Origin of the sequence: Paraniabella hibiscisoli (assembly GCF_022512515.1) — a bacterium.
In the GTDB taxonomy this organism is placed as follows: domain Bacteria; phylum Bacteroidota; class Bacteroidia; order Chitinophagales; family Chitinophagaceae; genus Niabella; species Niabella hibiscisoli.
This window is the reverse complement of the sequence record NZ_JAKWBK010000001.1, coordinates 3,061,213-3,081,105: the sequence shown is the minus strand read 5'-3', so window position 1 is coordinate 3,081,105 and position 19,893 is coordinate 3,061,213. Positions and strand designations below refer to the sequence as shown.

The following is a 19,893-nucleotide window of genomic DNA, read 5'->3' as shown; positions in this document are numbered from 1 at the left end:
ATTGCACCCCGTTTCGAAGTGAAGCCCAGATGGCGGAATTGGTAGACGCGCTAGACTCAAAATCTTGTTTCGGCAACGGAGTGCAGGTTCGATTCCTGTTCTGGGCACACAACCCCTCTTTCGGAGGGGTTTTTTAGTACCCCAAATATAGCTCGGCCCTATGCTGCTGTGAACCATAACAACCAGCCAGCATTGCCTAGCACCAACCATCTTATATTTTTCTTTTATGATAACGGTTTGCGGACCAGGCTTAAGACCCAACTCATTTCTCAAAAATTCACTGGCAACAAAAAAAGCCGCTGCATTGCTGCAGCGACTTTAACTTATCATTGAATTGCTTATTAGCGTAAGAACAACAACTCACGGTATTTAGGCAGGTACCATTCTTTATCATCCACCAACAACTCTAATTTATCAGCGTGGTAGCGGATCTGATCAAAGAAAGCAGCTTTTACCTGGCTTTCATAAGCGATAGCCTTAGTACGCGTATTCTCAATAGCATTAGCTATTTTACGCGCTTCGATCATTTTCTCAACCAAATCACTGGCTTTGTTAATGTGCTCAGAGATCTTATCCAGGATCTGCTTTTGATTCGCATAGGCTTCTTCCGTTAAACCAGCTTCTTTCAAACCTTTAATGTTTTTAGCCAACAGGTTTTGATAGCGGATTGCCGGAGGAAGGATCATGCTGGTAGCCATTTCGCCCATAATACGACCTTCGATCTGTACTTTCTTAATGTATTTTTCCAGCTCGATCTCGTGTCTTGCTTCCAGCTCTGAGTGGCTGTAGATACCATTTTCGATAAACAGCTTGGTATTCTTTTCGTTTACCATTGCATCCAGGGCCAAAGGAGTTGTTTTCAGGTTAGGAAGACCTCTTTTTTCTGCTTCTTTTTCCCATGCTTCGCTATAGCCATCACCTTCAAACAGTATTTTTTCGCTGCTAACAATGTATTCATTGATCACCTGCATAATAGCGATCTCTTTTTCTCACCTTTCTCAATCAGACCATCTACATCCGATTTAAAGTTTTTCAGGGTTTGCGCCATGATGGTGTTTAAAACAGTCATCGGGCTGGCACAGTTGGCAGTAGAACCTACCGCTCTGAACTCAAACTTATTGCCTGTAAATGCAAATGGAGATGTACGGTTACGATCGGTATTATCTAATAAAAGATCCGGGATGTTTTTATGGATATCCAGTTTCAGCATGCTTTCATCCTGCTCGTCCATATCACCGCTTACACGCTGTTTGATATCGTTTAACACCTTAGTAAGGTATTCGCCAATAAATACAGAAATAATAGCAGGAGGTGCTTCATTCGCTCCCAACCTGTGATCGTTCGGTGCAGAAGCAATAGAAGCTCTTAATACATCAGCATAATCGTGAACCGCTTTGATGGCATTTACAAAGAATGTAAGGAACATCAAATTAGTTTTTGGAGTTTTACCAGGAGCTAATAAGTTAACGCCTGTATCGGTTGATAAGCTCCAGTTATTGTGCTTACCGCTACCGTTGATACCAGCAAATGGTTTTTCGTGCAGTAAAACACGTAAGCCATGCCTGATAGAGATGCGGCTCATTACGTCCATCAACAAAGTGTTGTGGTCAACAGCCAGGTTCGCCTCTTCAAAGATAGGTGCGCACTCAAACTGAGCAGGAGCTACCTCGTTGTGACGGGTTCTTAAAGGAATACCTAATTTATAGCACTCGTTTTCAAAATCACGCATAAAAGCATACACTCTTTCAGGAATAGATCCGAAATAGTGGTCTTCCAGCTGCTGGTTCTTAGCCGAGTTATGTCCATATAAAGTACGGCCACACATTACCAGGTCAGGTCTTGCACGGAATAAACCATCGTCAACAACGAAGTACTCCTGTTCCCAACCTAAAGTAACATTTACACGGGTTACGTTTCTGTCAAAAAAGTTACAAACATCTACTGCTGCTTTGTTTAACAGATCAATAGATTTTAATAATGGGGCTTTATAATCTAAGGACTCACCAGTGTATGAAATGAAAATGGTAGGGATACAAAGTGTACGGCCATGACCAATTTCTATAATAAAAGGAGGCGAAGATGGATCCCAACCCGTATATCCTCTTGCTTCAAAAGTAGCACGCAGGCCACCGTTAGGGAAAGAAGATGCATCAGGCTCCTGCTGAATCAATGCAGCGCCATCAAATTCTTCGATAGGGGTACCATCGCTTTTCAATGTAAAAAACGAATCATGCTTTTCAGCAGTAGTACCTGTAAGAGGCTGGAACCAGTGTGTAAAGTGTGTAACACCTTTACTTTCTGCCCAGGCACGCATGCCATTAGCGATGTTAGAAGCTACGTTTCTGTCAATTTTCTGCCCCGATTTGATAGAAGCAACTATACTTTTATAAGCATCATCGCTTAAATACTCTCTTGCAGTTTTAAGGTTAAATACATGTGAGCCAAATACGGTAGTAATCTTTGGCGTAATTTTTCCCAACTCATCTGTTGTAGCCGGAATGTTCGAAAGTGCAGAAATTCTTAAAGACATCGTGATAAGTTTGTTTTAATTGAGAGCAAATATACGATTTAAGGGATTTTTTTATTAAAAATATTTGTAATTATTACATAAATTATAATTATTGCGATTTTTTCCTTGTTTTTTATAACATTATCTAATTTCATAATGCATCAAACAATTGGTTTTAAATTTTCTGTAAATCGGCCGGCTGCACTCATAACATGGATTAGGTGGGGTGGAAAAATGAGCAAAAGTTTCAATGGTTTTGTAGATTTGCTATCCCTTAGAAAAAAGGTGCTGGTTTTGCCATTACCTTATTGTAGTTCTTAAAACAAAATATCAGTGTCTCAAAAAATAGCCATCATCGGCGGAGGAAATTTAGGTACCGCCATAGCCCAGGGATTAATTAAAAGCGATTTTTGTAATCCTGCCGACATTACCATCACCAAAAGAAACATTTCAACACTTAAAGGTGAACTGCCCAAAACAGTAAAGATCACTGATGACAATGCAAAAGCCGCTTCGGTGAGCGATGTAATTATATTAGCAGTGAAACCCTTCCAGGTTGAAGGCGTTATGAAAACCATTGCACCGGTATTGACCAAAAAACAGGTGCTTATTTCTGTAATCACGGGTGTAACGGTAAGCGATCTGAAGGAAATGGCCCAGGTGCAACTGCCCGTTTTCCGCGCTATGCCCAATACGGCTGTTGCTATCCAGGAAAGCATGACCTGCATCAGCTACGAAAACGCAACGGACAGACAGGTGCAGTTCGTTACAAAAATGTTTAATACAGTTGGGAAAGTTGCTGTTATTGACGACAAGCTGATGGATGCAGCTACTGTGCTCGGGGCCTGTGGTACTGCTTTCGCACTTCGTTATATACGTGCTAATATACAGGGAGGGATAGAAATAGGCTTTGACGCCAAAACTGCCAGCCTTATTGCCGCTCAAACGGTAAAAGGCGCTGCTGAGCTATTACTATCTAACAATACGCATCCCGAGCAAGAGATAGATAAGGTAACTACCCCTAAGGGCTGCACGATTGTAGGTTTAAATGAAATGGAGCACAGGGGCTTCAGCTCTTCATTAATACGAGGGGTTATTACCAGTTATAAAAAAATAGCGAAAGATTAGAAACACAAACACTACCTGCTAACACTTGACATATGAATAACCACCTCCAGACAAACTTGTTAGAGCCGCAAGCGGCATGGCATTGGTATGAAAAGATTTTATTCAGATTCTTTTTTATTTTCTTCACTCTGTTTATTAGCCTTACCAGCGGTGCTGCCTTCCCGATAGAGCTGGCATCATTTATGACACCTGCGGCTAACCAGTTTAACAAACTTGTACGCTGGGTAAGCAAACATATTCTAAAAATCCCCTACGAATTTGAGCAAAATGGACATGGTAGTGGAGACAATACTTATATGTATGTAACTCTGTTCATTATTTTTTTGATTGCCGTTATAGCAACTATTTTATGGTCGGCAATAGACCGGAACCGTAAAAGCTACGTAAAATTGTACTATTGGCTAACCGTTTTGGTTCGGTTTTATGTGGCATTTATACTTTTTAGTTATGGAATAGTAAAAATCATCAAGCTACAATTTCCCTCCCCGCATGTTGGACGGCTTATGCAACCTTACGGAGAATCATCGCCAATGGGATTAGCATGGACCTTTTTAGGATTTTCGAAGGGCTATAATATATTTATGGGTATAGCTGAATGTGCAGCTCTTTTACTGCTCTTTAGAAGAACAATGACTTTTGGTGCTATAATAACCCTTATGACGGCAGCCAATATAATGGCGGTAAATTATTTTTTTGATGTTCCCGTAAAAATCCTTTCTACCATGCTGGTAGTAATGACGGCATTCTTACTTGCCCACGATATAAAACGCCTGTGCCTGTTCTTATTCTCAGGAAAGCCAGTGTCGCTGCCTACGATAAAGGCGCCCGTTTTATCAAAAAAATGGATGAAGTTTACCAAGCTGACTGCAAAAATATTGCTCATTGCAGCCACCCTTATCCCCAAAATAAGCTATACTTTATCGGCCAATAAGGAGTATGGCGAAAATGCCCCTACTTACACCTACCTTGGATTTTATGAGGTTACAAGATTTGTAGTGAATAACAAAGAACTACCTGCGAATAGCGCTGATTCCTCCCGCTGGAAACACCTCAATATAAGAAGCCAGCGGCCAGCGGCTATCCGATTTATGACCGACAGCCTAAAAAGCTATAAATACAAATTTGTATATGGAAAAGAAAACTATATTGAGTTAACCCCAATTGGTGAACCTGCCTCTACCAAAAAGACGCTAAAAATTGGAAGCGACAGTAATGGTATTACCTCTCTTTCAGGAAGGTTCGATGCAGATTCTGTTCAAATATTTCTACGTAAAAAGAACCCAGACGAATTTCTGCTGATGAATAGAGGTTTTAACTGGATCAACGAACGCCCTTTTAACAGATAGGTGCATTTCCAACAAGCATTTTAAAATATCCTTGCTAATTCCTATCTTTGCATGACCTCCATAAGTTCCCCTTAAAGGAGTATTTCTGCTGGTCGTTTTAAGATCCTTTTTTCATACTAAATTTTATAATAACATTGTCTGCAAGTACATTCTGATGCTTGTTTGATAATATTTTATTGAGTGTAAACAACTTTTTATGGCCAAGTATATTTTTGTTACGGGTGGCGTAACATCTTCTTTAGGTAAGGGCATTATAGCAGCCTCTTTAGCCAAACTTCTACAAGCTCGTGGCTTTAGAGTAACTATCCAAAAGTTCGATCCATATATCAATATCGATCCGGGCACCCTTAACCCCTATGAACATGGAGAGTGCTATGTTACAGAAGATGGTGCAGAAACAGACCTGGATCTTGGTCACTACGAAAGATTTTTGAACATTTTCACTTCCCAGGCTAACAATGTAACAACGGGCCGCATCTACCAAACCGTTATTAATAAGGAAAGAGAAGGTGCCTACCTGGGGAAAACGGTACAGGTAGTACCTCATATTACTAACGAGATCAAGCGCCGTATGATGGAGCTGGGCACTACCGGCGAGTACGATATTGTAATAACTGAAATTGGCGGTACGATTGGTGATATTGAGAGTTTACCCTTTGTTGAGGCCATCCGCCAGCTACAATGGGAGTTGCCTGAAGAAGATACCGTTGTTATACACTTAACTTATATCCCTTACCTGAAAGCAGCAAAAGAACTTAAAACAAAACCTACGCAGCATAGTGTAAGAATGCTAAGCCAGGAAGGTGTACGTCCTGATATTATTGTATGCAGAACAGAAAAACCGCTGACGCCGGAGTTAAAAAGAAAAATTGCCCTGTTTTGCAACGTGAAGCAGGAAGCAGTAATTGAAGCAACCGATCAATCTACTATTTATGAAGTACCGCTTGCCATGTTGCGCGAAAAGCTGGATCTGACCTGTCTGAAGAAAATGAACATGACAGCATATCCTGAGCCCGAGCTTTCTAAATGGCGTACGTTTCTTGATAAATTAAAGTATCCGAAAACTGTTGTGCGTATTGGCTTGATTGGTAAATACCTTGAGTTACAGGATGCCTATAAATCTATTTTGGAAGCCTTTGTACATGCAGGTGCGGTGAACGAATGCCAGGTGCAGATCGTAAATGTACATAGCGAATATATTACCGATGAGAATGTAGAAGAAAAACTGGCCGGCCTGGAAGGTCTGTTGGTAGCTCCAGGATTTGGATTAAGAGGTATTGAGGGAAAAATAACGGCAGTAAAATATGCGCGTGAAAACGGGCTTCCATTCTTTGGCATCTGTTTAGGCATGCAGATGGCGGCTATTGAATTTGCCCGGAATGTACTAAACCTTAAGGAAGCCAACTCAACAGAAATGGATGAAAATGCTTCAGAACCGGTTATTGCTTTAATGGAAGAGCAAAAGCAGGTAACAGAAAAAGGCGGTACTATGAGATTAGGCTCTTACACCTGCGCTGTAAAACCAGGTAGCCTTGCACATACCATTTATGGATCTGATACTATTACCGAAAGGCACAGGCACCGTTGGGAATTCAACAACAAATACCTGGAAGCTTTTGAAAACGCAGGTATGGTGGCCAGTGGTAAAAATCCTGACAGTGGCTTAGTTGAAGTAATTGAGCTGCCTACACACCCGTTTTTTATTGGCGTTCAATATCACCCAGAGCTGAAAAGCACGGTAGAAAACCCACAACCTATTTTTGTGCATTTTGTAAAAGCAGCAATGGCTTACAGTGCTGTTAACCCTAAAGACCGCAAAGCAGAACTGGCTAAGATATAACTGATTTTTCTGGTATAATTATTACAAAAGGCTCCCCGGGAGCCTTTTGTTGTATAAGTACTTAATAAAAAGTAAGACCGCATATATTTGTTATGGATTAAATTGTTACATTTAGCCATAAAATCGTTTTTCCTTTTACCGACAAACTATAACGAAAGCAAGCATGAAGACAATCAACAGGTCGCAACTATTTACAGCAAGTTGCCTGGCCTTACTCGTAACCTCCCTTTCATTCGGGATCCGGGCTGGTATATTAAATAAGCTGGGAGTTGATTTTGGATTAGATAAAGCCGAATTAGGCACCATTGCCGCAACAGCATTCTGGGGTTTTCCCCTTGCGGTAGTTCTCGGCGGTCTGATTGTAGATATTGTTGGAATGAAAAAGCTATTGCTGTTTGCATTCATCTTTCATTTGATCGGTATCGTACTCACCATCTTCGCGGGTAAATTCGACAATCCGTTCTGGTCTCTTTTCTTTTCAACACTGCTTATTGGCATTGCAAACGGAACAGTAGAGGCTGCATGTAACCCGTTGGTTTACGGCCCTGTTCCCCGAAAATAAAACCACCAAACTCAATCACTTTCATTTATGGTTCCCCGGAGGTATAGTATTAGGTACACTCATAGTATACTTCTTCGACAAAATAGCTCTGGGCTGGCAGATACAGGTTGCCATGATGATTATTCCAGCGCTTATCTACGGGTTTATGTTTACCAAACAACATTTTCCGGTTACCGAAAGAGTTGCCAACGGTATCTCTACTGGTGAAATGTATAAATCGCTTGCAAACCCGCTTTTCATATTCATGATCATCTGTATGTTCGGCACGGCTATTACCGAATTATTTACAGGCCAGTGGATTGATGTATTATTGAGAAACGTCACCGACAACGCACTTCTGGTACTCACAGTATCCACCGGTGTAATGGTAATAGGGCGAGCCTTTGCAGGCCCCATTGTTGAAAAGCTGGCACCGCAGGGGGTGTTATTAATGTCGTCCATATTGGCTACCCTGGGGCTTTATCTTTTAGGGAATACCAGCGGTAATATGATATTTGCGGGAGCATTGGTTTTTGGTGCAGGTGTTTGTTATTTCTGGCCAACCATGTTGGGATTCGTAGCTGAATACCTTCCTAAAACTGGGGCTGTGGGATTGAACCTGATGGGGGGGCGGTATGTTCGCAGTATCTATTTATATGATGTTTATGGGCGGGGTTTATGATAAATATATTGCCGAGAAATTGCCCGAAGGCGCCGACATTAAGATTTATAATTCGGCAGAAGCTACTGAAGAAATGAAGCTGGCTTTAAGTGAAGCCAACAAAGCTGCAGGACCCGAAATCATCAATACAACATTAATCATTCCAGTTGTTTTAATTGCAGCATTTATCGGCCTCAACCTGTACATGCGTAAAAGAAGACAACTGGCATTGTAAAAAACTAACCAGGCCCACTGGCCTGATCATAAAGATTGATCAATTAAAAATAAAACTATGAAGTCCACAACCCGAGCCCAACTCTCCGTAATGATGTTTCTCCAGTTCTTTATTTGGGGAGCATGGTTTGTAACCTTAGGGACTTTTTTAGGCACCAATCTTCAAGCAAATGGGTTGGAAATTGCCAACGTATTTTCCACTCAATCATGGGGCGCAATCATTGCACCCTTTATCATTGGCCTGATTGCCGATCGCTTTTTTAATGCAGAAAAAATTCTAGAGTTTTACATTTAGCAGGAGCAGTTCTTATGTATATGATGTTTAATGCAGATAATGTTGCTGTATTTTATCCGTATGTTTTCGTATATATGGTATTATACATGCCAACCCTTGCTTTGGTAAATTCAGTTTCTTTCAGGCAAATGAAAAATCCTGAAAAAGAATTCTCATTCATTAGAGTATTTGGTACATTAGGTTGGATTATAGCTGGTGTTATAATTAGTTTGCTTGATTGGGATAACAGTAATGCGGAAACCGGCGCATTAAAAAATACATTCCTAATGGCAGCTATCGCATCTGCGGTATTAGGAGTATTTAGCTTTACCTTGCCTAAAACGCCTCCTGTAAAAAATGCAGAAGGGAATAAATCTTTTGCTCAGATAATTGGACTAGATGCTTTAAATTTATTAAAAGATAAAAATTTTCTTACATTTTTCATCGCATCAGTATTGATATGTATTCCACTTGCATTTTACTACCAAAATGCAAACCCATTTCTTACAGCCGTAGGTCTCGAAAACCCAACAGCTAAAATGGCGATAGGTCAAGGTTCGGAATTATTGTTCCTCTTGCTAATTCCGTTCTTATTTAAACGATTTGGCTTTAAGAATACTATTTTAATAGGTATGCTCGCCTGGGCAATAAGATATTTATTATTTGCTTACGGCAATGCCGGAGAATTATCTTTTATGCTGATTATAGGTATTGCATTACACGGGATTTGCTATGATTTCTTTTTTGTATCAGGTCAAATTTATACAGATGCCAAAGCAGGCGAGAAATATAAAAGCTCTGCCCAGGGATTAATTACACTAGCTACCTACGGTGTAGGAATGTTAATCGGTTTTTGGGTAGCGGGCTTTGTAACAGAACACTATAAAACAGCGGCCACTGCGGATAGCTTCTGGCAACATGTTTGGCTGGTACCTGCCGGAATTGCTGCAGTGGTTTGCTTCTTATTTGCCGTAATTTTCAGAAACGATAAAAAACAGTTACTAATGCCTAGCAGAAGAAACATGCTTAAAACATTAGCTGCCGGCTCCGTTGCCGCCAGCCTCTCCCCTTTAACAACATTCGCGAACGAAGAAAAATCAATGTACCAGCTAAAAGGAAATATCAATCATAGCGTTTGCCAGTGGACTTTCGGCAAAGTTCCTTTGGAAGAATTATGCGTAACCGTAAAGAAAATGGGACTGAATGCCATTGATCTGCTGGCTCCTAAAGACTGGCCAATTATTCAGAAGCATGGCATTACCTGTAGCATGTGCTATATACCTGGAAAAGTAAGTCTGGTAGATGGATTTGCCGGAACTGAGTTTCACGCAGGATTGATCAAAGACTACGAAGAAGGTATTCCATTGGTTGCAAAGGCGGGTTATAAAAACCTGATCTGCTTTAGCGGTAACCGCCGCGGCATGGACGATGAAACAGGTTTAAAGAATTGTGTGGAAGGACTGAAAAAATATTGCCTATTGCTGAAAAACATAAAGTAGTTTTAGTAATGGAACTACTGAACAGCAAGGTAGATCATAAAGATTATTTCTGCGACCATACAGCCTGGGGCGTAGAGCTATGCAAAAGATTGGGCAGCGAAAACTTCAAATTATTATACGACATTTACCACATGCAGGTAGATGAGGGCAACGTAATCGCCAACATTAAAGCCAATCATCAGTATATCGCCCATTATCACACGGCAGGAGTTCCGGGAAGGCATGAGCTGAATGACAAGCAAGAGCTCTACTACCCTGCTATCATGAACGCCATCCTGGAAACAGGCTTTAAAGGTCACGTGGCCCAAGAGTTTATTCCAACGGGGAAAACGGATCAGGAACGTTTTAAAGCGCTGGAGCAGGCCGTACATATTTGTGATGTGTAGGTGAGAATAGTGAGTGATTCATAGATGATAGTTCATGGTTGACAGATGTATGTTAATTTTATAGCGGATCAGTATTAAAAAAAACCTTATTTAAACTTTGCAAAATGGATAGAAAAGATTTTTTAAAAATGAGCGGCGGTGCTGCCCTGGGTATGGCACTGGCTTCCTGTGGAGCCGGGGGAAAGTCTACCGGCAGCCGGGGTACCATTAAGAACCTGGGCATACAATTATACTCACTTCGCGATGACCTACCTAAAGATCCTAAAGGGATATTGAAAAAACTTGCTTCATTCGGATATAAAGAAATTGAAAGCTATGAGGGCGCGAATGGGATGTTCTGGGGCATGTCTAATACAGACTTTAAAAAGTATATGGATTCCCTCGGATTAACTATTGTAAGCAGCCATTGCGATTATAAAAAAGACTTTGAAAGAAAAGCCGCAGAAGCTGGCGCTATTGGTATGAAATACCTGATCTGCCCATGGCTGGGCAAACAGCGCAGACTGGATGACTATAAAAAAGCGGCCGAAGACTTTAATAAGGCTGGTGAGATCTGCCAGAAAAACGGGATCAGGTTTGCTTATCACAACCACGACTATTCCTTTAGAATGCAAGACACACAGTATCCGCAGGACATTATAATGAAGAATACAGATCCCGCACTGGTAGATTTTGAGATGGACATGTATTGGGTAGTTACTGCCGGCCAGGATCCGATAGAATGGATGAAAAAATATAATTGGAGATTTAAACTGTGTCATATAAAGGACCGCAAGAAAAATGTGGCCTTCAAAGAAGGCGAAGAAAACCAAAGTTGTATTGTGGGGAAAGGGTCTATTGATTACAAATCGATATTAGCGAAAGCGAAAGACCTCGGTATGCAACGCTATATTTTAGAGCAGGAAGCTTACGAGAAAGCACCTTTGGACTGTGTAAAAGAAGGGGCGGCTTACCTGAACAATCTGGTATTTTAATAAAACGATTTTTACAGCAGAAGCCGTTGCTACAAAGCAGCGGCTTTTTTGTTTACATCAGGTGAAAAACGTCTGAAGTATCCAAATCAATAAAGCCGGGCGATAATACCCGGCTTCATATTAACTATTTAAACACCTGCTTTATTTCAAGGCTTTGATAATTTCTATGAAATCCAAAGCTACCAATGAAGCACCTCCCACAAGACCTCCATCCACATCAGGAGAAGCAAAGATCTCTTTTGCATTATTAGCCTTTACACTACCACCATAAAGGATAGATATTTCATTAGCTACTTCAGCACCATATTGAGCAGCCAGTACCGAACGAAGGTGCGCATGCATTTCCTGTGCCTGCTCTGTAGAAGCAGTTTTGCCAGTGCCAATAGCCCAGATAGGTTCGTAGGCAATTACCACTTTTTGAACATCTTCAGCAGATAGGTGAAATAATGACTCCTTTAATTGTGCCTCAACAAATGCATTTTGAGTATTAGCTTCCCTGATATCCAAAGCCTCTCCGCAACAGAATATAGGTGTGATTCCTTTTTCAAGTAACAGGTTCACTTTTTCTGCCAATACCTGGTTGGTTTCGCCAAAGTATTCTCTTCTTTCACTATGACCTACGATGCAATGTTTGATATGAATAGAGTCCAGCATATCCACAGAAACCTCACCCGTGTAAGCACCTGACTTTTTGTTGCTGCAATTCTGCGCAGCTATATAATAATTTTTCAACGTAGTTGTTTTTCCTTCGCCATGATCAGGTAAGGAAAAGGAACTGCGAAAATTACTTCATGGTTTTCTTTGCTGCCCAGGTCATTCTCTAAAATACTAGCCAGCAACTGTTGTCCTTCCGTATAAGTCAGGTTCATTTTCCAGTTTGCCGCTGCAATTTGCTTTCTCATTTTTAAAAATTGTTTTTTATCGTTTATTGTAAAGTTCTGTCAATATATTTTTTTGCGCCTCACTTAATGCGGCTCCTTTTAACCGCATCCAGGCGTCGGCATCTTTTAAAGCTTTATCCAGCTTGTATATAAATTCCTCGTTATTAGGTATACCATCCTCGGTGTAACGCAGGGGTAAACTTCCCAATCCTGATTCGAATCCCCAGCTAAAATTAGGAATTATTTTCGGAGTGAGCCCGTTTCCGAACACATGGGAGCTTACACCCACCCACGTTCCTGTATTAATAGATGTATTGATGGCGGTGCGGCTAAAATCACCCATAAGTACACCTCCTTTTTCTGACCGGTCACAATAACAGCATCAGGTAACTGGTAGTTAACATCGCCGATATTATTCTTCATATTACTGCTACTGGTACCTGCGCCGAAATTACACCACTCTCCTACCACCGAATCCCCGATATACCCATCGTGTCCTTTATTAGAGTTGGCAAAAAATACCGCATTTTTCACTTCGCCACCTATTACACAACCCGGACCAATGGTCGTTGCTCCATAAATGGCTGCTCCCATTTTCACTACAGCACGCTCTCCAATATAGAGGGGCCCACGTAAGCAAACGCCTTCCATTACCTGCGCATTTTTCGCTATAAAAATCGGGCCTTCCTCCGCATTGAGTATTGCATGCCTTACAACAGCACCTTCTTCAATAAAAATATTTTCGGAGGCTATTAACCCGTTTGAAGGATCAATTGGCTGAGCAACACATTTTTGTTTCAATATCTCATAGTCATACAACAGCGCGTTCTTATTCAACAGATTGATCTGCGTAACGGCTCCAAGCAGTTTAAAATCTGCTGCTTCTAAAGTCGCTATCGGCTGCAGGTTATTGATATCCGTTAATTGCATTATATAGCCGACCAGCATTTCATTGTCCTTTGACACAATCGATTGACCGGGTAACAGCGCTTTTATTTTTTCTATCAATGCATTATCGGGCAGGAGGTTTGCTGCAATAATATACTTAGCAACTTCGTTACCAATTTCTTCCAGGGCAGTTGATGAAAAAAACTCAGACAGCCGGTTATCTTTTAAATCGACTGAAGATGCATCGAGAAGCTGCTCCCATTTTTCACGAATAGTCAATGCGCCGATCCTGAAATCCTGCACCTTTCTTGTAAAAATAAAGGGTTGTAGAAAAGTCGGTTCGCCATGAGCTGGAGCAAATGCAATAACAGGTTTCATATTGAAGCTTCTAAGATAAGCATTTGCAGCGAAGCATTGGATGGGTAAGGACAAGAAAAAACCCCGCCAATGCGGGGTTCTCCATAAAATAAATTCCTGAGGAACAATTATTTTTTCGCGTATTTCTTTTTGAATTTATCGATACGGCCTGCTGTATCAACCAGCATGTTTTTACCGGTAAAGAACGGGTGAGAAGTACTTGATATCTCCAGTTTAATTACCGGGTAATCGTTACCATCTTCCCATTTAATGGTTTCTTTAGAATTTGCAGTAGACTTTCCTAAAAAAGCATCGCCGTTACTCATGTCTTTAAACACAACAAAACGGTAGCTTTCCGGATGGAGACCTTGTTTCATAATTGTATGATTTTTAAGGTTGTACGGATTTTGCCGTACAAATTATTTAATAAAATTATCCTCAGAATTGCTTCAAAGGAGTGCAAAGGTACAACAATTTTATGATTTAAGATTTGAAAATTTAAACATTTCGCCCCTCTCAGTACTCCCTAATTCCTATTATTCACCACTCACTCCCTTAGCTTCTCATATTTTCCACCTGCAAGGGTATATCTAATCCCCAACCTTTAGAAGCCTGTATTACTTCCTGCAGATCATCTATTTTTTTACCGGTTACCCTCACAAGGTCATCATTTATAGATGCCTGTACTTTTAAGCCAGCGTCTTTAATTTGCTTAATGATCTTTTTTGCATCTTCCTGTTTCAAACCATTGCGTACCTGTATCTCTTTTTTCCAGGCCTTGCCGATCATACTTCCTTCCTTACTCAAATCGAATGCTTCGGGCGAAATGCCCTGCTTATGCGCTCTATTCACTAACACGTCGATCAGCTGCTTCATTTTCATATCATCCTCAGTTTCTACCTTCAGCGTGTAATTCTTCTTGTCCAGGTCGATCACCAGGTGCGACCCTTTAAAATCAAAGCGATTAGCTATTTCTTTACTTACAACGTTCACAGCGTTATCTAACGCCTGTGCATCTACCTTACTTACAAAATCAAATGATGGCATAAAATTGCTCCTGTTTTAAAAAATTAATAATGGCAGCCGGTCAGCAAAGATACAATACAAACTTCGTGCAAATGAATGCATTCGACTAAATTTGAATCCATAACAATAAGCACATGATCATTGATTTCAGGTCAGATACCGTTACCCGCCCAACTCCGGCCATGTTGGAAGCCATGATGAAAGCGCCTGTAGGCGATGATGTTTTTGGAGAAGACCCTACAGTAAATGAACTGGAGCAAATGGCTGCTACATTATTCGGTAAAGAAGCGGCTTTATTTTGCCCTAGCGGTACCATGACGAACCAGATTGCTATCAAATGCCATACGCAACCCGGCGATGAAGTGATCTGCGATGCCGATGCCCATGTTTATCAATATGAAGGCGGAGGTATTGCGGCTAATTCAGGCGCTTCAGTAAAATTATTACCAGGCGACCGGGGGCGCATCAACGCCTTGCAAGTGGAAGAAGCCATACAACCTGACGATGTGCACCGGCCACGCACCAGCCTGGTGTGCGTTGAAAACACCAGCAACCGCGGTGGTGGCAGCTGTTATGATTTTGAAGAACTAAAAAGGATCAAACAGGTTTGTGGAAATAACGGGTTGCCGTTTCATATAGATGGAGCGCGTTTGTTTAATGCACTGGTGGCCAAAAATGAAACACCCCGGCAATACGGTGAATTATTTGACAGCATTTCGATCTGTTTATCCAAAAGCCTGGGATGTCCGGTAGGGAGCCTGTTATTAGGAGATACGGCCTTTATCAAAAAGGCCCGGCGTGTGAGAAAATTGTTTGGCGGTGGTATGCGCCAAACGGGTTACCTGGCGGCGGCAGGTATATATGCATTGCAACATAATATGGAGCGTTTAAGCGAAGATCATGCTCACGCGAAAATGATAGGCGAAGCATTGCAAACGCAGGATTATGTGGAGACTGTAATGCCGGTTGAAACTAATATTGTCATTTTTGAAACGAAAGGCATTAGCGCCAAAGAACTGGTGGCAAAACTAAAGGAGCATTCTATTCTTGCCTATGCCATAGCGCCTACCAAAGTGAGGTTAGTGTTACACCTGGACATTACAAGAGCTATGGTGGAGCAGGTGATCCATACGGTACAACAAGTTTGATATAAAGAAACAGCCGCTGCATTCTAATCTTTTCTCTTAGCTAAATATCATTTACCTTCAGCCTTTAAAGCAAACAGTAAATTTTATTTTTGATATGCTACCAACAATCAATCCAACAAAAACAAAAGCCTGGAAGCAATTATTAAGTCATGCTGAAGAAGTAAAGCAGGGAACATGCGCCAGTTATTTTCTGAAGATACCCAGCGCGCTTCCAGCTTTTCTTTACAACATGGCGATATTTATTTCGACTACTCCAAGAACAAGATTAATACCAAAACCCAACAGTTACTATTATCACTGGCAGAGCAAACCGAATTGCCTGCTGCGATAAAATCTATGTTCAACGGCGACAAAATCAACCAGACTGAAAACAGGTCTGTGCTACATATTGCTTTGAGAAACTTTGGTCCCAAAGCCATTAAAAGCGATGGCAAAGATGTGATGCCGGAAGTAAGAGCCGTGCAAAGTAAAATGAAGGCTTTTTGCGAAGCCATTCATTCTGGCAAACATGTGGGCTATACAGGCAAAAAAATAAAATCCATTGTTAATATCGGTATCGGTGGCAGCGACCTCGGACCTCTAATGGTGACCGAAGCATTAAAACCTTACACGGTAAAAGGCATTGAAGCTTATTTTGTGTCGAATGTAGATGGTACCCATATTGCAGAAACCCTGAAAAAGTAAACCCGAAACTACTTTATTCCTCATCGCGTCTAAAACCTTTACAACGCAGGAAACGATGACGAATGCGTTAACGGCACGCGACTGGTTCTTAAAAAAGCGAAAGACCCGCAACATGTGGCTAAGCATTTTGCAGCTTTAAGCACCAATAGCAAAGAGGTGGAAAAATTTGGCATTGACACCAACAATATGTTTGAGTTTTGGGACTGGGTTGGTGGGCGCTATTCTTTGTGGAGCTCTATCGGCTTATCAATAGCTTTAACTATTGGCTACGACAATTTTGAAGAGCTGCTAAAGGGCGCTCATGATGCGGATGAACATTTTAAATCCACTAAAAAGCTTGAAAAAAACATCCCGGTAATTATGGCTTTGACAGGACTTTGGAACACTACTTTCCTGGGAGCGCAATCAGAGGCTATTTTACCTTACGATCAGTACCTGCACCGCTTTGCGGCCTATTTTCAGCAAGGCAATATGGAAAGCAATGGCAAAAGCGTTGACCGAAGCGGCAAAAAGTCACCTATCAGACAGGGCCGATCATTTGGGAGAGCCGGGCACCAACGGGCAGCATGCTTTTTACCAGCTGATACACCAGGGTACGGAGACGATCCCCTGCGATTTTATTGCTCCGGCACAAACGCATAATCCTATAGGCGATCATCATGAGAAATTACTCAGTAACTTCTTCGCTCAAACTGAAGCCCTTATGAATGGGAAAAACCTGGCAGAAGTAAAAGCTGAACTAAAGCAGCAGGGTCTTGATGCAGCAGCAATCAATAAACTGGCGCCTTTTAAAGTGTTTGAGGGCAACAAGCCTACCAATTCATTCCTGATTAAAAAGATTACGCCGTTTACTTTAGGACAGTTGATTGCCTTTTATGAGCACAAAATATTTGTACAGGGTGTCATTTTCAACATCTTTAGCTTTGATCAGTGGGGAGTTGAATTGGGCAAGCAATTGGCTAATAAAATACTGCCTGAACTGCAAAACAGCGACAAGGTAAATAGTCATGATAGCAGCACAAACAATTTAATTAATTTATACAAAAAACTTAGGTAAGAGCTGCCTGTCTTTTTAAAAGCTGGTTACCCTGGGGTGACCAGCTTTTTTATTTCCCAAAAAGAATAAAAAAATTTATGCAATCCGGCCTTACCATGCATCATGACCGAAACGGATATATGAAAATGATCGTCTCTCTACTTTTTTGTCTTGCCGTTACATTGTCTTACGGCCAGAAAGCCCGGATACAAAATGCGCACAGTAGTAATCCTTTAGGACCTGAAAGTTTGCTGGATACTTCCAATATGTATAGCAGCCACTATGGTTCTGTAGCCAGGCTAACACAGTACAACATGCCCTGCATTATGCCTTATACATCGGCTGTTCCTATTCCAAATGCAGCAAGGAGAGAAACAACAGCAAATGAAATACCCAATTTCTGGAAAAGTGAGCCATGGAAGTATCGCAATCAGCTACGGAAGTCTACACCCACTCCCCAAAGCTGGAACAAAACAAAAGATTTTAAAACGCCAGGAGTATGGAACAAAGACATGCTAACAGTAAAGCCATTTCCTGGTATTAAAGACAAAGTTGATTTTTATATGAAGCGTGAAAATCAAAAAGAGTATTGAGCGCCCAACAATCCGAATACACAATATGCCGTTGCTTAACCCAGCCAGAACCTTTATTTTGTTTACAACATGGTTTTTAGTATCCCTGTCAACTCCTTCACCCCCTCTGTGGCAGGCTTCTCTATAGTAATCAAATGGGATACATGTTGTACAGAGGGGATGTTTTTATCGATCACAAATTTTTTACTGTGAAAGGGAGCTGTATCTATTAAGCCTGCAGCAGGATATACCACCAGCGAGGTACCTATTACCACAAATATATCCGCTTTACGGGTGATCGCTATTGCTTTTTCTATCATCGGCACTGCTTCGCCAAACCAAACAATATCCGGTCTTAACTGGGCTCCGTCCGGCGCGAGGTCACCTATATGGATATCGCCTTTTATTTCGAAAGAAGGAGCCAGCGATTTCGCACTGCGCATCTTAAATATCTCCCCGTGCAAATGAGTTACTTTTGAAGAACCACCCCTTTCATGCAGGTCATCAATATTCTGGGTGATTACTTCCACATCAAACCATTGTTCCAGTTCTGCTAACCCTTTATGAGCTGTATTGGGTAAAGCTTCCAATGCCTGCTTGCGACGTATATTATAAAAATCAAGTACCAGCGAAGAGTTTCTTTTCCATCCCTCGGGAGAAGCCACTTCGGTAACATCATACCCCTCCCACAATCCATCTCCATCCCTGAACGTTTTTATACCGCTCTCTGCGCTGATACCAGCACCGGTTAATACTACCAGCTTCTTCTTCATGCAGTAAACTTAAAGCATTTCAATAAATATTCGTGCTGCCAGATCCGTGTAATCTAACCGCAAAGACGCTATGACGCAAAAAAGATGTTCTGTTAGTTCTTAAACACATTGCGCCTTTGCGCCCCCGCAGTAAAATATAGGTGGCAGTATTAGAGCTTCCTGTATTATCGATGTTATAGCAATTACCAGTACCTGATCATAACTTGCGTTTCTTTTCATATTCAGAACTACGGAGCATTATACCCAACTCAGCAATCGTCGCCGCTTAAAGCAAACGGCATTAATAGCATGACGGATAAAACTTTATTGCTCTTTCCTGGTAAGGTTCTTATTTCGTCTCCTATAGTTCCTGATCACAAAGCCCAGCACCAATCCCACAACCCAAAATGGCCAGACTGTTACCAAAGCAATAAAAATCTGCCCCAAAATTGCAGCGCCGTTTTTGACAGCACTGCCGACACGACTCCAAAACCCGGGATCGCTATTATGATTTTCATACCCGCTACCGGGTTCAAAATACGTCAGGTTAACGGTACTATACCTTGCCTGACCCGAAAGCTGCGCCAGCCTGGCTTCCGCCGATTCGATATCTTCCTGGATATATGTTAATTTCCTGCTGTATTTTTAATACATCTTCAATTTTACCTGCTTTATTTAAAAACTCGAGATACTTATCCCGGGTTGCTTTCCGGGTTTCCAGTCTTGCTCGCGTATCAATGATCTCACCGGTAATATCTTCGGAAGTGATGTTCTTTTGCAGTTGCTTTACGTCATTTGTAACGAGTTGCCCGATCAAACTATCAAACAACGCTACCGGAACTTTTATAACTATTGTGGTCTGTGCCTTGTTATCCGCAACACTGTTATCCTCTTTGAAAATATAAGCATTATGTTTCCTGAGCAGGTTGCGTACATAGTTATTATACACCTGGCTGCTTTTTACTTCATGAACAAGATGAGCAGTTCTAATGATCTGCTGTCCTTGCTCCACGATAGGGATGCTAGCCTGATCCGCAAGAGCAATCTCTTTGGAAGGCGCTTTTGACAACATTTCTAAGCCATCGCCGGCATTACGGCTATGCAGAGCGGTTTGAGATGCTTGCCAGGGGTTCAGCGCTCTGATCAATGCCCCTGCT

Annotated in this window: 23 protein-coding genes, 1 tRNA gene and 2 pseudogenes; 15 read left to right on the top strand and 11 right to left on the bottom strand. The window is 41.5% G+C overall.

The features are described 5' to 3' along the window. The first annotated feature begins 23 nt into the window (after positions 1–23). A tRNA-Leu gene (locus MKP07_RS19245) sits at positions 24–107 on the top strand. Between the two features lie 234 nt (positions 108–341). On the opposite strand, the gene MKP07_RS19240 is transcribed toward MKP07_RS19245, so the two are convergent. Together MKP07_RS19240 and MKP07_RS19235 are read right to left on the bottom strand one after the other, a co-directional pair. Beyond that, positions 342–971 (bottom strand): hypothetical protein, encoded by a 630-nt coding sequence (locus MKP07_RS19240; RefSeq protein ID WP_240848616.1) that lies wholly within the window; start codon positions 969–971, stop codon positions 342–344. Next, on the bottom strand, positions 962–2,530 hold the full coding sequence (locus tag MKP07_RS19235; protein ID WP_240848615.1) for a glutamine synthetase III family protein: 1,569 nt from the start codon (positions 2,528–2,530) through the stop codon (positions 962–964). Before MKP07_RS19235 ends, MKP07_RS19240 begins: the two co-directional genes overlap by 10 nt. A gap of 312 nt (positions 2,531–2,842) precedes the next feature. Between MKP07_RS19235 and proC the strand changes: the two genes are divergently transcribed. From proC to MKP07_RS19190, 9 genes and pseudogenes are all read left to right on the top strand, one after another. Beyond that, positions 2,843–3,637 carry a pyrroline-5-carboxylate reductase gene (gene proC / locus MKP07_RS19230; RefSeq protein ID WP_240848614.1) on the top strand — a complete coding sequence of 265 codons (795 nt, stop codon included), beginning with the start codon at positions 2,843–2,845 and terminating at the stop codon, positions 3,635–3,637. Between the two features lie 32 nt (positions 3,638–3,669). After that, positions 3,670–4,983: a hypothetical protein gene (locus tag MKP07_RS19225; RefSeq protein ID WP_240848613.1), complete on the top strand. Its 1,314-nt coding sequence runs from the start codon at positions 3,670–3,672 to the stop codon at positions 4,981–4,983. 196 nt (positions 4,984–5,179) lie between these two features. After that, positions 5,180–6,823, top strand: coding sequence for a CTP synthase (locus MKP07_RS19220; protein WP_240848612.1), 1,644 nt, complete (start codon positions 5,180–5,182; stop codon positions 6,821–6,823). Between the two features lie 163 nt (positions 6,824–6,986). Continuing rightward, on the top strand, positions 6,987–7,385 hold the full coding sequence (locus tag MKP07_RS19215; RefSeq protein ID WP_240848611.1) for an MFS transporter: 399 nt from the start codon (positions 6,987–6,989) through the stop codon (positions 7,383–7,385). Between the two features lie 112 nt (positions 7,386–7,497). Next, positions 7,498–8,046: an MFS transporter gene (locus tag MKP07_RS19210; protein ID WP_240848610.1), complete on the top strand. Its 549-nt coding sequence runs from the start codon at positions 7,498–7,500 to the stop codon at positions 8,044–8,046. Next, positions 8,030–8,260, top strand: coding sequence for a hypothetical protein (locus tag MKP07_RS19205; RefSeq protein ID WP_240848609.1), 231 nt, complete (start codon positions 8,030–8,032; stop codon positions 8,258–8,260). The genes MKP07_RS19210 and MKP07_RS19205 overlap by 17 nt, the downstream gene beginning before the upstream one ends. A gap of 113 nt (positions 8,261–8,373) precedes the next feature. After that, positions 8,374–10,032 (top strand): annotated as a pseudogene (locus tag MKP07_RS19200) (MFS transporter); the annotation flags it as partial. Between the two features lie 8 nt (positions 10,033–10,040). Continuing rightward, the gene (locus MKP07_RS19195; protein WP_240848608.1) at positions 10,041–10,418 is read left to right on the top strand and encodes a TIM barrel protein; all 378 of its coding nucleotides are present in this window, start codon (positions 10,041–10,043) and stop codon (positions 10,416–10,418) included. A gap of 104 nt (positions 10,419–10,522) precedes the next feature. Further along, complete coding sequence (locus MKP07_RS19190; RefSeq protein WP_240848607.1) at positions 10,523–11,392, top strand: TIM barrel protein; 870 nt, start codon at positions 10,523–10,525, stop codon at positions 11,390–11,392. A 141-nt stretch (positions 11,393–11,533) separates the two neighbouring features. Here the strand turns inward: MKP07_RS19190 and tpiA are convergent, their stop codons facing one another. From tpiA to MKP07_RS19165, 6 genes are all read right to left on the bottom strand, one after another. Next, on the bottom strand, positions 11,534–12,124 hold the full coding sequence (gene tpiA / locus MKP07_RS19185; protein ID WP_262919378.1) for a triose-phosphate isomerase: 591 nt from the start codon (positions 12,122–12,124) through the stop codon (positions 11,534–11,536). Then, positions 12,121–12,294 (bottom strand): triose-phosphate isomerase, encoded by a 174-nt coding sequence (locus tag MKP07_RS39015; RefSeq protein ID WP_262919377.1) that lies wholly within the window; start codon positions 12,292–12,294, stop codon positions 12,121–12,123. The genes tpiA and MKP07_RS39015 overlap by 4 nt, the downstream gene beginning before the upstream one ends. Positions 12,295–12,310: 16 nt before the next feature. Continuing rightward, positions 12,311–12,562 carry a hypothetical protein gene (locus tag MKP07_RS19180; protein ID WP_240848606.1) on the bottom strand — a complete coding sequence of 84 codons (252 nt, stop codon included), beginning with the start codon at positions 12,560–12,562 and terminating at the stop codon, positions 12,311–12,313. Next, on the bottom strand, positions 12,553–13,539 hold the full coding sequence (locus tag MKP07_RS19175; protein ID WP_240848605.1) for a putative sugar nucleotidyl transferase: 987 nt from the start codon (positions 13,537–13,539) through the stop codon (positions 12,553–12,555). The genes MKP07_RS19180 and MKP07_RS19175 overlap by 10 nt, the downstream gene beginning before the upstream one ends. A gap of 107 nt (positions 13,540–13,646) precedes the next feature. Next, complete coding sequence (locus MKP07_RS19170; protein WP_240848604.1) at positions 13,647–13,895, bottom strand: type B 50S ribosomal protein L31; 249 nt, start codon at positions 13,893–13,895, stop codon at positions 13,647–13,649. 178 nt (positions 13,896–14,073) lie between these two features. Further along, positions 14,074–14,565 carry a YajQ family cyclic di-GMP-binding protein gene (locus tag MKP07_RS19165; RefSeq protein WP_240848603.1) on the bottom strand — a complete coding sequence of 164 codons (492 nt, stop codon included), beginning with the start codon at positions 14,563–14,565 and terminating at the stop codon, positions 14,074–14,076. A gap of 113 nt (positions 14,566–14,678) precedes the next feature. Here MKP07_RS19165 and ltaE point away from each other — a divergent pair, with 113 nt between their 5' ends. The 5 genes and pseudogenes from ltaE (at position 14,679) to MKP07_RS19145 (ending at position 18,005) form a co-directional block, all read left to right on the top strand. Beyond that, the gene (gene ltaE / locus MKP07_RS19160) at positions 14,679–15,692 is read left to right on the top strand and encodes a low-specificity L-threonine aldolase (RefSeq protein WP_240848602.1); all 1,014 of its coding nucleotides are present in this window, start codon (positions 14,679–14,681) and stop codon (positions 15,690–15,692) included. A gap of 174 nt (positions 15,693–15,866) precedes the next feature. Beyond that, entirely contained in the window at positions 15,867–16,376 is a 510-nt protein-coding gene (locus MKP07_RS42765) for a glucose-6-phosphate isomerase (protein WP_394803583.1), read from the top strand. Positions 16,377–16,431: 55 nt separating this feature from the next. Continuing rightward, positions 16,432–16,868: pseudogene (gene pgi / locus MKP07_RS42760) on the top strand (glucose-6-phosphate isomerase); the annotation flags it as partial. A 1-nt stretch (position 16,869) separates the two neighbouring features. Continuing rightward, a complete protein-coding gene (locus MKP07_RS19150; RefSeq protein WP_240848601.1) occupies positions 16,870–17,433 on the top strand; it encodes a glucose-6-phosphate isomerase in 564 nt (187 codons plus the stop codon). A 77-nt stretch (positions 17,434–17,510) separates the two neighbouring features. Continuing rightward, a complete protein-coding gene (locus MKP07_RS19145; RefSeq protein WP_240848600.1) occupies positions 17,511–18,005 on the top strand; it encodes a hypothetical protein in 495 nt (164 codons plus the stop codon). Positions 18,006–18,067: 62 nt separating this feature from the next. On the opposite strand, the gene MKP07_RS19140 is transcribed toward MKP07_RS19145, so the two are convergent. The 3 genes from MKP07_RS19140 to MKP07_RS19135 all read right to left on the bottom strand — a co-directional run bounded on the left by MKP07_RS19140 (position 18,068) and on the right by MKP07_RS19135 (position 19,883). Then, the gene (locus MKP07_RS19140) at positions 18,068–18,757 is read right to left on the bottom strand and encodes an SIR2 family NAD-dependent protein deacylase (protein ID WP_240848599.1); all 690 of its coding nucleotides are present in this window, start codon (positions 18,755–18,757) and stop codon (positions 18,068–18,070) included. A gap of 303 nt (positions 18,758–19,060) precedes the next feature. Continuing rightward, the gene (locus tag MKP07_RS42755; protein ID WP_394803677.1) at positions 19,061–19,324 is read right to left on the bottom strand and encodes a DUF4349 domain-containing protein; all 264 of its coding nucleotides are present in this window, start codon (positions 19,322–19,324) and stop codon (positions 19,061–19,063) included. Further along, positions 19,293–19,883 (bottom strand): DUF4349 domain-containing protein, encoded by a 591-nt coding sequence (locus MKP07_RS19135; protein ID WP_240848598.1) that lies wholly within the window; start codon positions 19,881–19,883, stop codon positions 19,293–19,295. The genes MKP07_RS42755 and MKP07_RS19135 overlap by 32 nt, the downstream gene beginning before the upstream one ends. Positions 19,884–19,893: the final 10 nt, after the last annotated feature.